The sequence below is a fragment of the Fibrobacter sp. UWH4 genome (genome assembly GCF_900142475.1).
Lineage (GTDB): Bacteria > Fibrobacterota > Fibrobacteria > Fibrobacterales > Fibrobacteraceae > Fibrobacter.
On the sequence record NZ_FRAY01000002.1, the window covers coordinates 248,766 to 264,596 of the forward strand.

The following is a 15,831-nucleotide window of genomic DNA, read 5'->3' on the forward strand; positions in this document are numbered from 1 at the left end:
TTTGAAACTCCCTAGTTATACATTTTCCGAATTATTTTCTTCGCCGTTATCGTTGTCTTTCTTTTTGCTTTTGCTGAACTTGAGATATCTCGGTTCCGGCAAATCTTCAAGTGCTTCCGGATGGTGCGTCAGGTAGAACGGATCGTCCTGAGCAAGCCACCAGTCAGAATACGGAAGTTTCACGTTGCGTTTAAGCACTTGGTTAAACTTTGTACGTGCAATCACGCCCTTGAGCATTTCGCCAATGCGGAGAATGCCCTGGTAGCCCACCGGGATATGTTCGTCGCCCATGGTAAGGGTCGGGAATCCGAGGTGGCCCGCGACAGAGGCGAGACCCGGATGGCGAATGAGCAAGAAATCCGTCTTGGCGCGTTTCAGAAGCTGCGGAAGCTGGAAGGCGCGGGTCTTACTAACGGTATAGTGCGGAATATCGCCGTAGGTTTCGACCAATTCTTTCAAGGTATCCTGATGTTCGCCACCGCCGTCATAAACGGGGTCGTGGTGGAATACGAGAGCTGCATCGTGACCGATTCCCAGTTCCGAAAGCACGCTGATGAGGCCGTGTGCGTATGCAGAACCCGTCATCACGATGCCATTCTTGCCCTTGAAAAATTCGCGGAGTTCGGCAAGCTTTGGAGCAATGCGCTTGTGTTCGCTTTCGATGTATTCTTCGGCTTCTTTTTCTTTGCCGACCACCTTTGCGATAGCGCGAAGCCATGCATCGGTACCCTTGATGCCGTAAGGCTGCGGAGCATCAATCTGCGGAACGCCGAAAGATTCTTCAAGTGCTGTTGCCATGTAGCCGCCCAACGTATCGCAGAAGGTAGCGGTAGCGACTGCTTCGGAGGCTTGGCGAATTTCTTCGAAAGAGGCGGTATCCAAAAGGTAGTTTACGCGCAGTCCAAGCGGAGCAAGCATTTCGGAGAAATAGTCCGAACCCCAAAGGGCGACGATATTGAGCAAGTCATTCTGTTTCTTGGTCGGGTGGCGTTCCACAATCTGGCGAAGTACACCATGGAACGCGACGTCAAAACCCGTAGACCAGTGCTTGGAACGAAAACCTTCGCAATGCAGCGGAATAATAGGCACGCCAACTTCCGGTTCCATTTCTTCGGCAATAGAATCGATGTCTTCGCCAATGATGGCGGTAGCGCAAGCCATGCCAATGAAGATCGCCTTGGGGTTAAAGCGTTCCTTTGCGTCAAGGATTGTCTGGCGGAGTTTTTCGGAAGCGCCAAAGACCATGTCCTTTTCTTTCAGGTTCGTACTGATGTTTAGCGTATTCTGCAGGGGCTTTCCACGACGGCGAAGTCCGTTATGCATAGAAAGGTTAAACTTGGAATTTTCGCCGCTGCAACCGATAGGAGAATGGTCAATCAGGGCGCAGTCCGTAAGGTTACCCACCTGGCACTGCACAATTGCGTTAGAACACATGGTTTCTTGGTTCAGCGGAGAACTCAATTCGCAAAGTTTGCAGCCCGAGCCCTTGCCTGCGCAGCCGCCATGCTTTTTCGCACTGCGTTCGTCGTAGGCCGATTCCTTAATAAGGTCGCTTGCCTTGCCGTCCCAGCCGATAATCGTACCCAGTCGATATTCGCGGTTTTCGACTGAGGTCATGTTCAAATTAATATTAGTCTTGGCCATGAACCCTCACATTAAATCTGGTAGTCTTTTTCCATCATGCCGTAATCGATGAGAATTTGTTCCAAACGATCCTGCGTCATCGGGGTCGGAATGGTAAAGAGTTCGTTTTCGTCGATATTCTTGGCGAGTTCACGGTAGACGTTTGCCTGGCTGGACTTAGGTTCGAATTCAATTACGGTCTTCTTGCGGATTTCGGCCTGCTGCACAATGTTGTTGCGCGGTACGAACTGAATGAGCTGCGTGTTGAGTTCCTTGGTGAATGCACGGAGCAGGTCAAGTTCGTTATCCACATTACGGCTGTTACAAATGATACCGCCCAAACGAACTTCACCATGCTGGGCGTACTTGGCAATACCCTTACAAATGTTGTTGGCGGCATAGAGAGCCATCATTTCGCCGGAAGCCACGATATAAATTTCCTTGGCCTTGCCTTCACGAATCGGCATAGCGAAACCACCGCACACCACGTCGCCCAACACGTCGTAGAAAACGTAATCAAGGTCTTCGGTATAGGCGCCGAGTTGTTCGAGCATGCTAATGGAAGTGATGATGCCGCGGCCTGCGCAACCCACGCCCGGTTCCGGGCCGCCGGATTCCACGCAGCGCACGCCCTTAAAGCCCACTTTTTCGAGGTCAGAAAGCTGAATTTCGGTTTTGTTATCGCGAATGGTGTCAAGCACCGTCTTTTGATGAAGGCCACCGAGCAAAAGGCGAGTAGAGTCTGCTTTAGGGTCGCAACCAACCACAAGAACGTGCTTTCCCTGTTCTACAAGGCCTGCGGTCAAGTTTTGAGTCGTGGTGGACTTACCGATGCCACCTTTTCCGTAAATAGCGATTTGACGTAATTTCTTAGACATGTTATCGTGTCTCCTTATGTTTTCCTACAAAATTACTAGGCAAAGTCAAGTTAGAATTTAAGTCAACTCTTTCCAATACATTTTGAATCCGTTTAGTCAAAAAAATTCTAATTTCCACTTTTGTTATAAAAATCATTTATCGCTCCAATCCGCATAAAACTATAGTTTGTTAAAAAATTGGTTTTGCAATAACGCCCAACTATAACTAGCACCCAAACAGACCTATCACTCCTTTAACAAAATGATTTTTTTTCATTTTCCCCACAGATTCGTATTGAAACTGACTATTCTCTTTTTTTATTTTTCACCCAGACTTCTTTGGCAAAGAAGTCAAGGTATTAACAACGCTACAGAACGCTAGGCAGAACGTTCACAATATTTAATACAAACTAAATCGGTTCTTTGCCGATCATTTTTTGTGCAGGGTTTCTATACCTTGCGAGGTTTTATGGCAACCAGTCAAGAAACAGTTTTTAGAGAACACCCGTGTTTTGGTGCTTGCAAAAACCGAAAGGGGCGCATTCATTTGCCAGTCGCTCCAGGTTGCAACATCGAGTGTCGTTTTTGTGATAGGCGCATTAACGAAGATGCTCAGGTACCGGGGAATACAAGTAAGGTGATTAAGCCCGAAGAGGCATGCGGATACATTCGCAAGGCATTAGAATTCGTGCCGGAACTCACTACGGTGGGAATTGCGGGCCCTGGCGACACCTTGGCAACGCCTTTTGCGCTAGATACATTCCGCCTGGTAAAAAAGGAATTCCCGCAGCTCATTCGTTGCATGAGCACCAATGGACTTTTGCTGAACGATAAGGCAGACGAAGTCATCGATGTCGGCATTGATTCGCTCACGGTTACGGTGAATGCCGTGGACCCTGAAATCGAGGCGATGATTAACGCGAGAATTTTCTACCACGGCAAAACCTATACGGGCGTAGAAGCCGCAAAAATCCTGATTCACAACCAGCTCAAAGGCATTCGCAAGGTGGCGAAAAGCGGAACGCTTATCAAAGTGAATACGGTTCTTTGCCCGGGCATTAACGACAAGCACATCGAAGATGTGGCGGCCACCGTGCGCGAAGCGGGCGCCATCATGTACAATATCATTCCGTTGATTCCGCAAAATGGCTTTAAGGATATTCCGGCCCCGACGCCAAAGACCCTTGCGATTGCGCAGGAGCAGGCGGGAGTGTTCATCAACGTGTTCAAGCATTGCGCCCATTGCCGTGCCGACGCCGTTGGCGTCCCGGGCGTTTACGATGTCGGCGCGCAAATCTACATGGACCGTATCCGTGTAAAGGAGACTTTCTCTCATGGCTAAATATAGAGTTGCAGTCGCCACAAACGATGGCGAAAATGTCAATGTTCACTTTGGACATGCCGCAGCGTTCGATGTCTACGAAGTCGATGAAGAAAGCGGAAAATTTGAAAAAATCGAAGTCCGCGTAAAGCCGGAGCATTGCGATGGTTCGTGCGGAGATGGCACTTGCGGACAACGAGATGTGGAGCGTTCGTCAATGTTTTCGGCAGCAAAAAATCTAGCCGATCTAGATTACGTTCTCTGCTCGCAGCTTGGCCCGCAGGCGGTACAGGCGTTAACGCGCTTTAACGTGCGCGCTTTCGATATCGCACTTCCCATTGCCGAAGCGATTGCAAAAATCAACGTGTACCGTAAAAAGATAGCGGAACGCACCCAAAGACTCAAGGGATTGCAGGACAAATAAAATGATGCTCCAGATTGCAAAATTTTGTTGTATGAACGGCCGATGTTGACGGGCGTTTATTGCGGTATTCATTTTTGTCGCCCGTGTATGGTTAGCCTACGCGGGCGTTTCTTATGGGCTAGGGCCCTCAACTTAAATTTTAAAAAGGAAAAATAAATGGAAAGTTTAACAGCAAAATTATGCGCCTTTGCGCGAGCCTGGCATTCTTTACAATCGGACCATACGATTTTCAACGATTTTCTGGCGTTTGACCTGATGGGTCGCGAGGAGTACGAAAATGTTTCACGCCTGATTCTAAAGCGGTTTCCACAAGAGTCGGAAAATTCGGTCGAATATTTCAACAAAAAATACTTTCTCCCAATTGTACTTTCTCGGAGCCGTTTTGCCGAGGACCGCGTAAAGCTCCTTGCACGTTCGGGTAAGATTCAATACGTGATTTGCGGTGCGGGAGTAGACACGTTCTCGTTCCGCAATAAAGACCCGAATGTCGAAGTTTTTGAACTGGATTTGCTGCCGACGCAAAGCTACAAGAAAAATCGCATTCGCGAACTCAAGTGGAGCGTTTCGGAGAATGTTCATTTTGTCGCAGTCGACTTCAGCAAAGACAGCATTGTCGAAAGACTCGTCGCAAACGGCTTTGACCGCAAAAAGCCAACGGTTATCAGTATTCTGGGCGTTTCGTATTATCTTCCGCTTTCTGTTTTCGCAGAAACGGTGCGACAGTTTTCGGGAATCGCGTCTACAGACATTTCGATTGTATTTGATTACCTGCAAAAAGATGCCTATTCGAATTCTGTACAAGAATTGCGAAAAATCGTTGCCGATTGCGGCGAAACCATGGCCGAAGGCTACCTGGACCGCGAGGTTTTCGAGGTGCTTGAGCGTTACGGATTCAAGGTCGACGAATTCCTTGGCGAAAATGCACTACAGCAACGATATTTTTTGACGGATAATCTAAAACCTTTTGATTCAGTGCGTTTGATTGCGGCAAAAAAGTAGGCAAAACGGCAATAACGATTTGCGGAGCCTTTGTTTTTATACTATTTTTGTAGGAAAGAAAAAGGACTTCATAAATGCATTACTTAATTGTTCCCGGTTTGAATAATTCTGGCCCGAGCCATTGGCAGACTTTTTGGACCAAGAGTCTGCCAAGCGCAAGTCGCGTTTACCAGCATTGTTGGGATAAGCCGCAAAAAGAAGATTGGATCGCAACTCTTGACGAGGCCATTCGTCAGTTGAAAGACGACACAATTCTTGTTTCGCACAGTCTAGGCGTCGTTACGACAGCCCTTTGGCTTTTGCGTGCGAAGCAGCAAGGGAATCTTCCGGCAAATATCAAGGGGGCCTTCCTTGTGGCACCTGCCGATGCCGACTCTGTTGATGTCATCAAGAACTTTGCTCCGATGCCTACCGAAAGGCTCCCGGTGCAAGCTTGCATCGTCGGTAGCGAAAACGACCCGTACATGACACCCGAGCGCACGAAGTTCTTTGCTGAGGCGTGGGGCGCAAAGCTGTTTAACGCGGGTGCGCTGGGACACATCAATTCCGACTCGAATCTAGGTGAATGGGAACAGGGCCGTGCATTCTTGGCAGAATTTGAGAAAGGTTTGTCGCAATAATCGTAAGGTAAATAATGAAGCGTGTGGCAGTAGGACTTTCAGGCGGTGTAGATTCAGCCCTTTCGGCGTACTTGTTGCAAAAGCAAGGGTACGATGTGGTAGGACTCACCATGGCTACGTGGGACGGTTCGGTGAATATGCCCGCGGTAGAAGGCCGCGAAGGCTGTTACGGTCCGAGTGAGGACAAGAATATCGAAGAAGCGAAACTGGTGGCAGACCGTCTGGGAATCCCGCATTATGTAGTTCCCGTCGCAGGTGAATACAAAACAAAGGTGTTGGATTATTTCCGCGCCGAATACCGTGCTGGCCGTACGCCGAACCCGTGCGTGCGTTGCAATCAGTCCATCAAGTTTGGCGCATTGCATTTGGCAGCACGCAAAATGGGAATCGAGTTTGATTATTTTGCTACAGGGCATTATGCACGCCTCGATTTCAAAAACGAGAATGAACCCTTTTTGTACCGCGCCTTAGATACGGGCAAAGACCAGACTTATTTTTTGTCGAGACTTTCGGCGGAACAACTTTCGACGGTGTTGTTCCCGCTGGGAAACATGCGTAAGCAAGACGTCAAGGCGCTCGCCGCTGAAATCGGCTGGGAAGATTTTGCGACCAAGCGAGAAAGCCAGGATTTTATTGAATGCGGCGATTACTCGGTGCTGTTCGAAGAATCGGACCAGGTGCCGGGTGACTTTGTCGATGTGAGCGGCAAGGTGCTGGGTAAGCACAAGGGAATCGTGAATTATACGGTGGGCCAGCGCAAGGGCCTGAACATTGGCGGCCAAAAGGAACCGCTTTTTGTGGTGGCTATTGATGCTGCCAAGAATCAGGTGGTTCTCGGACCCCGCAGCGCTCTTTCCTGCATTCAAGTTTCTGCCATTGACTTAAACTTGATGGTCGACGAAAACTCGCCACTGCTTAGGGAGCCGCTAGATGCCCACATTCGCTTGGGCCACAAGGGCTCTCCGGCAAAGATTCTGGATTTGGAACCGGGCCGCATTCGCGTTGAATTCGAAACTCCACAATTTGCAGCCGCCCCCGGCCAAGTTTTGGTGCTTTACGCGGGCGATGGCGTCGTCGCTTCGGCAATTATTGACAAGTAATTTATTTGCAGTGTCGCAAAAGTGCGGCAATATATGCTTTGGCGTAGCGCGAAGGCGTTACGCCTTTTCGCATCACGTAGCCGATAGTCATTTTGTCGTGAACGTCGAGGTGCCTCGCGATAATGTTTCGACCATTGAGCTTGTGGCTAATGACGCCTGAGCAAATGGTGTAGCCATTCAGGCCGATGAGCAAGTTGAAAAGTGTCGCGCGGTCGCGAACCTTGATATTGCGTGGACAATCGAAATCGATGGCAGTGAGCGGTTCTTCGGCGAAGTAGAACGAATTGAAATCGCCTTGTTCGTAGGTCAGGTACGGGTATGGCTTCAGGTCCTCCAGCGTGATTTTTTCTTTTCGAGCGAGAGGGTTCCTGGACGACATAAATACGTGCAAAGGGGTCGCAAAGAGCGGTTCAAAGACCAAATTGTTCTTTTGAATGAGTTTTTTGATGACTTTTTCGTTCTTGTCGCTCAAATAAAGTACGCCTATTTCGCTTTTTAGCTTGGCGATATCGTCAATAATTTCATTAGTTTGTGTTTCCCGGAGCGTGAAATCGTAGCTCGGACCGCCGAATTTTCGAATGACATCGACGAATGCGTTGACCGCAAAAGAGTAATGCTGACAGCTTACGGAGAAGATGGTGTTACCGCCTTTGCCGCCTTTGTAGCGGTCTTCCATGAGGGTTGCTTGCTCCAAGACTTGCCTTGCGTAAGAGAGAAATTCGTCGCCCTCGTTAGTGATCGTGACGCCTTTATTGGAGCGGTTAAAGATGGTAACGCCCATTTCTTCTTCAAGCTCGTGAATGGCGGCCGTAAGGCTCGGCTGTGATATGAATACCCGCTTGGATGCTTCGGTAATGTTGCGTGTGTCGGCGATGGCGATAGCGTATTTAAGTTGTTGTAAAGTCATGGTAATTCGGATTTCAGATTTCGGAATTCGGAGTTGTGGAATAAAATAGAAAATCGTTGATAGAAATAGAAATTTTTTATGACTGGTTATAAGAATTTCTTTTATTCGCTCCATAGGAAAAATCTATGGTGAATGCCTAAAAAATAGTATTTTACCGATGATAAAAAAGGAGATATATTTGGCGGCGTAATCGAAAAACAAACAAAAAAGGTAGGTTAAACACTATGAGCAATAAAAAAACATCTGTAATCGGTTTCCCGCGTATTGGTAAGGCCCGTGAACTCAAGTTCGCAAGCGAAAAGTTCTTCAAGGGCGAAATCTCCGAAGCGGAGCTCCAGAACATCGCCGCCGAAATCCGTCAGTACGGTTGGGCGAAGCAGAAGGCCGCCGGCATCGACTTTATTCCTTCGAACGATTTCTCGTTCTACGACAACATGCTCGATACGGCGTTCTTGTTCGGCATTGTTCCGGAACGTTACAAGAAACTCGAGCTTAGCGATCTCGAAAAGTATTTTGCCGCGGCGCACGGCTACCAGGGAGAAAAGGGCGACGTAAAGGCCCTCCCCATGAAAAAGTGGTTCAATACGAACTACCACTACATTGTTCCGGAAATCAATGACGCTTCTGAATTCAAGGTGAATGATTCCAAGCCGGTGCAGGAATACAACGAAGCAAAAGCTGCTGGAATCCAGACCGTGCCGACTTTGATTGGCGCTTATACGTTCCTCCGCTTGGCCCGCTACAACGGTCAAAAGAAGGCCAAGGATTTTGTTGCCTCTGCAGTCGCTGCTTACACGAAGGTTGCCGAACTGCTCGCTGCTGCCGGTGCCGAATGGATCAGCTTTGCCGAACCCGCTTTGGTGTTTGACGTGACCGCCGAAGAAAAGGAACTTTTTAAATCTATTTATGTGGAACTCGTCAAGAAGGTGCGTGCCGCAGGCCTCAAGATTGCCTTGCAGACTTATTTTGGCGATATCCGCGATGTGTACCAGGACGTGGTTGCTCTCGGTTTCGATGCCATCGGTCTCGATTTTGTGGAAGGACTCAAGTCGCTGGAACTGGTCAAGTCCGGTTTCCCGAAGAACACGCTCTTGCTCGCCGGTATCGTGAACGGCAAGAACATCTGGCATGCCGATTACTCGCAGAAGAATGCTCTGCTCGCCGAAATCGCGAGTGCTGTCGGTGCCGAAAACGTGGTGGTCGGAACTTCTTGCTCGCTGTTGCATGTGCCGTACACGGTTGCCGCCGAACAGAAACTCCCCGCCGAGACGCTCCGTCACTTTGCTTTCGCCGAGGAAAAGCTTGTAGAACTTGCCGAGATCGCAAGCGGTGACGCTGCCGCGCTCGAAAAGAACAAGGCCTTGTTTGCAACTCCGCGTGTGCAGGCGAATGCCAAGGTACAGGCCGAACTGGGCGCTCTCACCGCCGCTGATTTCGAACGCAAGCCGAGCCGCCTCAAGCGCCGCGAAGTGCAGAAGGCTGAATTCAAGCTGCCCGCGTTCCCCACGACTACCATCGGATCTTTCCCGCAGACCGCTGAAGTCCGCGCGAACCGCGCCGCATTCCGCAAGGGTGAAATTTCCAAGGAACAGTACGTGGAATTCAACCGCAAGAAGATTGCCGAATGCATCAAGTTGCAAGAAGAAATCGGCCTCGACGTGATTGTGCACGGCGAATTCGAACGCAACGACATGGTGGAATATTTCGGCTCGAAGATTGACGGATTCGTGTTTACGCAGAATGCCTGGGTGCAGAGCTACGGTACACGTTGCGTGAAGCCGCCTGTAGTCTGGGGCGACGTGAGCCGCAGCGCCACGATTACGGTCGAATGGTCCGTATACGCCCAGAGCTGCACCAAGAAGCCGGTGAAGGGCATGCTCACGGGCCCGGTGACGATTCTCAACTGGTCGTTCCCGCGCGAAGACGTTTCGCTGAAGGTGCAGGCGCAGGAAATCGGCTTTGCCATCCGTGACGAAGTCCTTGACCTCGAAAAGAACGGCATTCGCATTATCCAGATTGACGAAGCCGCCCTTCGCGAGAAGTTGCCGCTCCGCAAGAGCGACTGGCACAAGGAATACCTCGACTGGGCAATTCCCGCATTCCGCCTGGTACATGCGAAGGTCAAGCCCGAAACGCAGATCCACACGCACATGTGCTACAGCGAATTCAACGACATCGTGCGCGATATCGACAACATGGATGCTGACGTGATCACCTTCGAAGCGAGCCGTTCTGACCTCAAGTTGCTTGACGCCCTGAACGAAGCCAAGTTCGAAACGCAGGTGGGGCCGGGCGTGTATGACATTCACTCTCCGCGCGTGCCCTCGGAACAGGAAATTGTGGATGCGCTCCACAAGATCATCGCGAAGGTCCCGCAGCAGAACGTGTGGGTGAACCCCGATTGCGGTCTCAAGACCCGTGGCGAAACCGAGACCACGGCAAGCCTCAAGAACCTCGTGGCAGCAGCCCAAAAACTGCGCGCCGAAAAATAAAGTTTTCCGCCTATTTATTTGACGAAAAGCACACTTTAGAAGTATGTTCTTGAATTCCAGGAACTAATAAATTATATTAGTTCTCATGAATACCATTTGCAGACTTTTCCCTCTCGCGTTTGCGGCATCCACCTTTGCCGCAAACACTTTCTTTTTTAACGAGGCGGGCTACGACCAGGGCAAGCCCATTTCTATCGTTGTGCAAAGCACCGACAACCTCGAAGGTACCGACTGGACGCTTTTCTATGCCCCCGATGGCGAAATAACCGGAGCCACAGTTGCTAACGGAACATTCGGTAAAGGCGAGGATCCTGACAAATGGGCCAAGACAGGCAAATACTACACAATCGATCTTGGATCTATACGTTTGCCCTATTCCGGCAAATTCTATGTAAGTGTCAGCACCGGAAGTCCCTCCACATCCGGAGAATTTTACATTCGCGAGGACGCCCTTGCGGTCAGCACGCTCGGCATGGTCATGAACTATTTCTTCAATGACCGAGCCACCAACGCGCAAATTGTGAGCTGGGACCAAAAAGCCCCCGTTTACGGTAAAACCGGTGTCACGCGAGATGTCCACGGCGGTTGGTACGATGCAAGTGGCGACGTGAGTAAGTACCTTTCACACCTTTCTTACGCCAATTACCTGAGTCCTCAGCAGATTCCCCTGACAGTATGGTCGCTCGCCTTTGCTGCAGAACACATTCCCGCCCTGCTGGCATCAACTAAAACAACAGCGACGGCCGTAGAAGAAGCCGCCTACGGCGCAGACTTCCTGGTTCGTATGTTCGACGAGCAGGGATTTTTCTACATGACCGTATTCGACAACTGGGGAATGGGCTCCAGCCGTTATCTCTGCGCCTTTAGCGGAGAAGACGGCATCAAGAGCAGCGACTACCAGACGGCCTTCCGCGAAGGTGGCGGCATGGCGATTGCAGGCCTCGCCCGCGTTGCCGCCCTCAAGGCAAACGGCGATTTCACCAGCGAACAGTACCTTGCTACAGCCGAGGCCGCTTACGCCCATCTTTCCGCCAAACAGGGTATCGGCCAGCCGTGCGCCTATTGCGACGACGGCAAGGAAAACATTATCGATGACTACACGGCCCTTCTTGCCGCCACGGAACTCTACGCAGCCACAAAAAATACATCCTATCTGAACGACGCCAGAACCCGAGCAGTCAATCTCGCGAACCGTCTCAGCGACGCGGGATACTTCTGGAGCGACGATGCCAAGAAGCGCCCCTTCTGGCACGCCAGCGACGCAGGTCTTCCGCTGATCGCTCTCATCCGTTATGCCGAAATTGAAAACGCCGAATCCAAGAATCAATGGACATGCACAACATCCCTCAATGGATCTACCTGCATGCACCCGTTCTTATCTACGGTAAACAACGCCATCGAGAAGCACTACAACTGGCTCATCAGTATCACGAACAGCGTCGAGAACCCCTTCGGGTACGCCCGTCAAACCTACATTACCGGAAACAATATTAAGGACGGTTTCTTCATACCGCACGACAACGAAAGCAACTACTGGTGGCAAGGAGAAGACGCTAGAATCGCAAGTCTCGCCGCCGCTGTCACTTACGCCGCCCACGCCCTTAAAATTAACGACACCAGGGATGCCGACAAATACGCCACCGACCAGCTTGACTGGATTCTCGGCAAAAACCCCTACGGCACCAGCATGATGTACGGCATCGGCAAAAAGAACCCCGCCAAGTACGACGGACAATCGAAATACGACGCCACACTCGAAGGCGGTATCGCAAACGGCATTACCGGCAAGAACAGCGACGGTTCCGGAATCGCCTGGGACGACGACGGCGTTTCTGCAGTCGGTTTCCCCTACGACGAACATTGGCACAACTGGCGTTGGATCGAGCAATGGCTCCCCCACACGACCTGGTTCCTGAACGCTCTCGTCGCCCGCTACGACGAAGCTCCCGCATCCATCATTTCCGACATTACGGCAATCCAGCCCAAGGCACGCGAATACGCCAAGTTTAACGTACAGACACAGAACCGGACAATCATCGTAAACGCTCAAGGGAACGCGCCTGTCAGTGTCATCCAGCTTGACGGAACCAAGGTCGCCTCAACCCACCTAAACAAGGGCAAGGCAACCTTCAACCTCGACAAGGTTCAGAGCGGAATCTACCTGGTAAAGGTCGACGGCCTCGGGGCAAAGAAAATCGCCCTGAAATAAAACGGACGCACTTAGAGCTACTTCAAAAGCATCGGCACGCACCGGTGCTTTTTTCTTTGCCTTTTTCGGCACTTTTGACATTCTTCAAAATGCACAAAACACCGCCAAGGGAAACCTTGGCGGCCTTTAAAGCAAATTCGTTATCTAAAATTAGATGCCGAGTTCCTGAGCAACAGCCTGGATGCCAAGCTTGTTGATCGTGCGGAGACCAGCGGCGCTCACGCGAAGCGTGACCCAACGGTCTTCTTCAGGAATGTAGAAGCGCTTCTTCTGGAGGTTCGGCAGCTGCTTCATCAACTTCTTGCGGTTAGAGTGGGAAACCATGTTGCCCACGAGGCCGGCCTTGCCGGTAACTTCACAAATGCGGCTCATAATAAACTCCGTTGTTTTATAACGGACGCAATTTTAGAAAAAAAACGGCGTTCCGTCAAGGTTAAATTATCAATCTTGCAATGCCTTTGGCAAATTAAACTTGGTCGATTCCACTAATTTTACAAAATTTTCGATTTCCACTGGGGCAAATTTCGCCTTGATCCAGTCGACAACCCCCTGAACAAGCACTTCAGGCGCGCTGGCTCCGCTCGAAATGCCGACCGATTCAATATTTTCGAACCATTCCGCTTGCAGGTCGTCAACCGAGGCAATTAAATGACTCTGGATCCCCTGTTCAAGTCCAAGCTCCATCAGACGGCTCGAATTGGAGGAATTCTTGGCGCCAACGACCAAAAGCATATTCACCTTGGAGCAGAGATCGAGGACCGCCGCCTGGCGGTTACCCGTCGCATAGCAGAGATCCCCCGCATCGGGTCCGATAATTTTAGGGAAACGTTCCTTGAGAGCCTCGATAATCTTGCGAGTCTCGGCTACGGAAAGAGTCGTCTGCGTAATGTAGGCGAGTTCCTTTCCTTCGGGGACTTGCACCGTCCGTGCATCTTTTTCGTTCTTGATCAGCGTAATCGCCCCCGGCGGAAGCTGTCCCAAGGTGCCAATTACCTCGGCATGTCCCGCATGACCAATCAAGATGATATGACGACCGGCGGCATAATGACGCTTAGCACTGAAATGGACCTTGAGCACCAGCGGACAGCTCGCATCCAGCACCTGCAGTCCGCGTTTTTCGGCATCGGCATAAATTTCTTCGGCAACTCCATGGGCCGAAAAAATCACCACCGAACCGGCAGGGACCTCATCCAGTTCATCGACAAAAACGACGCCTTTCGACTTGAGCGTATCGACCACGAACTTGTTATGCACTATCTCGTGACGCACATAAATAGGAGTCCCGAATTTTTCGATGGCGCGTTCCACCACATGAATAGCTCGGTCTACGCCGGCACAGAATCCTCTGGGGGTCGCAAGAATCACTTTTTTCATTTAAGGCCCTTTATAAAATTCAGCAACAAAAAATAGGAATCTAAAACCTTCTTCTTTTCCTGCGCAAGGCTCAAGCGCACCGCATCGACCGACGGAAACCGACGGCGCAAGAAATCAACCGGCGAATGGATCTGTGCCAGCACATGCGCCGACACGAGTTTTGCCACGATATCTTCGTGCCCCTTGGCGTAAGGCCCCACGCAAGTCGCAACACCCATCCGTACCGGCTCCCAAAAATCATGGACGCCAAGCGTCCGCACAAACGACCCTCCAACGACAGCACTCCTGCTTTTCAACAGAATTTCTCGGGAAAGTCCAAAACGAGACACCAGCGAAACGCACCCCTTCCGCACGACAGGATAGTCCACCACAGGCAGTCCAGCATCCAGCAACAACCTACGGAACTGGTTCAGTTCGGCTAGTCGACGGGGCATCAGCACCGGAGCTTCCCCCTTGTCGACAGAATCCTTCGCCATGCGCAAAAGCGCCTCGGATTCTTCCAGATGAAACGAGAGAAAGACCACGTCAACGACAGGGTTTTCAGGAGCACAGACAAGTCCACCGTCGCGCGCCCAGTTCAAGAGTTTCCAGTCGCCACCCATGGTACAGGGAACGGCGCCCTTGCTCGCATAGGAAAAACGCCCCAGGTCGGCAGCAGTCTGCAGGCACGCAATTCCCATTCCCGAAAAATCAAGGAACGGTAACGAGCGTCGATAACGCCCCGACACAAGCGCAATATTTTTCCTTGTCGAAATCCTAGAAAGGGTCGAAAGATAACCCGGCCAAAGCTCATTTTCTGCAAGAACCAGCCCCAGGGGTTGCACCGCCTTCACGAAAGAATCCAACGTAGAAGGAATGTCCGCCGGCGCAATTGACACATCCGCGATGCCGGCGCAGGCCTCGTTCAAATAAGAGACGACCTCGGCTTTCTGAGACGTAATCAAGATTTTCGGACAATCGGCCAAGTCCTCGCGAAGGGCACAGGCCAGATTCAGCAACATGCGGCACTCACCCAAGCTCGCTCCGTGCAGCCACAGATAAGGGCCGACAGGCCACGGTCCCGATAAGCGTTCCTCTATTCGATATTCCTGGTCTATACCCGGCAACAAGCAAGCGGCACGAGCCACCGAACCGGCGGCAACATTCCACACCATCTTGCCAAAGCGTATGCCTAAGCCCATATCAAGAAATCAACCTTCCTGAACAAGGCAAGCCCCACCATCAGCGCAAGGCTAACCCACGAGGCCATGTCGGCAAGAATCGCTTCCTTTCCGCTGCGCCTCGGTCCCGGGACATGAATTTCGCGAGGAATAAAAGCAGGAGTATGCATCGCCCAGAGTTTCCACTGATCACCGTAGCGTTTTTCGAGATAACGGTCATCCAGTTTCGCAAGCCTGAATCCGATTGCAAGCAAAATCGCCACGAACGGAAGAACGAACAGGCTGAGTCCAAAATGAAGAACAATCAGGGATACACCAATGGCCATGTTGGACACGTAAAGCGGATGACGCATCCGGCCATAAGCCCCCCAGGTAACATGCACAGGAGCGTCCTGCGCATTGCCACGGGTATGCTCTCCAATGCAGCATCGCGCCTTGACTCGCAGATAGACGGCAATGATAAAGATGTTGATAAAAATCAAGAACGGGACAATCTCGAGATCTCCCGCCGGGAAAGCCAGAGCCACCACGGCAAGAACAGCGAGTATAATTCCACGGTAGCGGTAAAGGAATGGACGCGGAGGACGATCATCCACTTCGGGGAAATTAACCGTTTTCGCCTCGGCTTGAGGCGCAGGATTCTGCGGAGCCTGCTCCGAAGCGGAACAATTCTCCTTGACGGATTCTACTTGACTCTTAGATTCATTCGGTTGAGAATTCAACTGTTCTTCCATAAAAGCCTCCG

The 15,831-nt window shown here is 50.9% G+C and carries 14 protein-coding genes; 7 read left to right on the forward strand and 7 right to left on the reverse strand.

Annotated elements, in window-relative coordinates; translation table 11 throughout:
• Positions 1–15: 15 nt before the first annotated feature.
• Both BUA93_RS03895 and nifH read right to left on the reverse strand, forming a co-directional pair.
• Positions 16–1,644 carry a nitrogenase component 1 gene (locus tag BUA93_RS03895; protein ID WP_072977616.1) on the reverse strand — a complete coding sequence of 543 codons (1,629 nt, stop codon included), beginning with the start codon at positions 1,642–1,644 and terminating at the stop codon, positions 16–18.
• Positions 1,645–1,655: 11 nt separating this feature from the next.
• On the reverse strand, positions 1,656–2,501 hold the full coding sequence (nifH, locus tag BUA93_RS03900; protein ID WP_072977618.1) for a nitrogenase iron protein: 846 nt from the start codon (positions 2,499–2,501) through the stop codon (positions 1,656–1,658).
• A gap of 448 nt (positions 2,502–2,949) precedes the next feature.
• Between nifH and BUA93_RS03905 the strand changes: the two genes are divergently transcribed.
• From BUA93_RS03905 to mnmA, 5 genes are all read left to right on the forward strand, one after another.
• Positions 2,950–3,822, forward strand: coding sequence for a radical SAM protein (locus BUA93_RS03905; protein WP_072978086.1), 873 nt, complete (start codon positions 2,950–2,952; stop codon positions 3,820–3,822).
• On the forward strand, positions 3,815–4,225 hold the full coding sequence (locus BUA93_RS03910; RefSeq protein ID WP_072977619.1) for a NifB/NifX family molybdenum-iron cluster-binding protein: 411 nt from the start codon (positions 3,815–3,817) through the stop codon (positions 4,223–4,225). The genes BUA93_RS03905 and BUA93_RS03910 overlap by 8 nt, the downstream gene beginning before the upstream one ends.
• A gap of 156 nt (positions 4,226–4,381) precedes the next feature.
• Positions 4,382–5,224, forward strand: a complete 843-nt coding sequence (locus tag BUA93_RS03915; RefSeq protein ID WP_072977621.1) for a class I SAM-dependent methyltransferase — start codon at positions 4,382–4,384, stop codon at positions 5,222–5,224.
• A 74-nt stretch (positions 5,225–5,298) separates the two neighbouring features.
• Positions 5,299–5,844 carry an RBBP9/YdeN family alpha/beta hydrolase gene (locus BUA93_RS03920; RefSeq protein WP_072977623.1) on the forward strand — a complete coding sequence of 182 codons (546 nt, stop codon included), beginning with the start codon at positions 5,299–5,301 and terminating at the stop codon, positions 5,842–5,844.
• A 14-nt stretch (positions 5,845–5,858) separates the two neighbouring features.
• Positions 5,859–6,944, forward strand: coding sequence for a tRNA 2-thiouridine(34) synthase MnmA (mnmA, locus tag BUA93_RS03925; RefSeq protein ID WP_072977625.1), 1,086 nt, complete (start codon positions 5,859–5,861; stop codon positions 6,942–6,944).
• Between the two features lies 1 nt (position 6,945).
• On the opposite strand, the gene BUA93_RS03930 is transcribed toward mnmA, so the two are convergent.
• The gene (locus tag BUA93_RS03930) at positions 6,946–7,851 is read right to left on the reverse strand and encodes a LysR family transcriptional regulator (protein ID WP_072977627.1); all 906 of its coding nucleotides are present in this window, start codon (positions 7,849–7,851) and stop codon (positions 6,946–6,948) included.
• 224 nt (positions 7,852–8,075) lie between these two features.
• Between BUA93_RS03930 and metE the strand changes: the two genes are divergently transcribed.
• Positions 8,076–10,343 (forward strand): 5-methyltetrahydropteroyltriglutamate--homocysteine S-methyltransferase, encoded by a 2,268-nt coding sequence (gene metE, locus BUA93_RS03935; protein WP_072977629.1) that lies wholly within the window; start codon positions 8,076–8,078, stop codon positions 10,341–10,343.
• An 85-nt stretch (positions 10,344–10,428) separates the two neighbouring features.
• A complete protein-coding gene (locus tag BUA93_RS03940) occupies positions 10,429–12,552 on the forward strand; it encodes a glycoside hydrolase family 9 protein (RefSeq protein WP_072977631.1) in 2,124 nt (707 codons plus the stop codon).
• Positions 12,553–12,702: 150 nt separating this feature from the next.
• Here the strand turns inward: BUA93_RS03940 and rpmB are convergent, their stop codons facing one another.
• The 4 genes from rpmB to BUA93_RS03960 all read right to left on the reverse strand — a co-directional run bounded on the left by rpmB (position 12,703) and on the right by BUA93_RS03960 (position 15,820).
• A complete protein-coding gene (gene rpmB / locus BUA93_RS03945) occupies positions 12,703–12,924 on the reverse strand; it encodes a 50S ribosomal protein L28 (RefSeq protein WP_014546602.1) in 222 nt (73 codons plus the stop codon).
• 69 nt (positions 12,925–12,993) lie between these two features.
• Entirely contained in the window at positions 12,994–13,926 is a 933-nt protein-coding gene (gene ispH / locus BUA93_RS03950) for a 4-hydroxy-3-methylbut-2-enyl diphosphate reductase (RefSeq protein WP_072977633.1), read from the reverse strand.
• Positions 13,923–15,107, reverse strand: a complete 1,185-nt coding sequence (locus BUA93_RS03955; protein ID WP_254793837.1) for a glycosyltransferase N-terminal domain-containing protein — start codon at positions 15,105–15,107, stop codon at positions 13,923–13,925. Before BUA93_RS03955 ends, ispH begins: the two co-directional genes overlap by 4 nt.
• A complete protein-coding gene (locus BUA93_RS03960) occupies positions 15,098–15,820 on the reverse strand; it encodes a methyltransferase family protein (RefSeq protein WP_072977635.1) in 723 nt (240 codons plus the stop codon). Before BUA93_RS03960 ends, BUA93_RS03955 begins: the two co-directional genes overlap by 10 nt.
• Between the last annotated feature and the right edge of the window lie 11 nt (positions 15,821–15,831).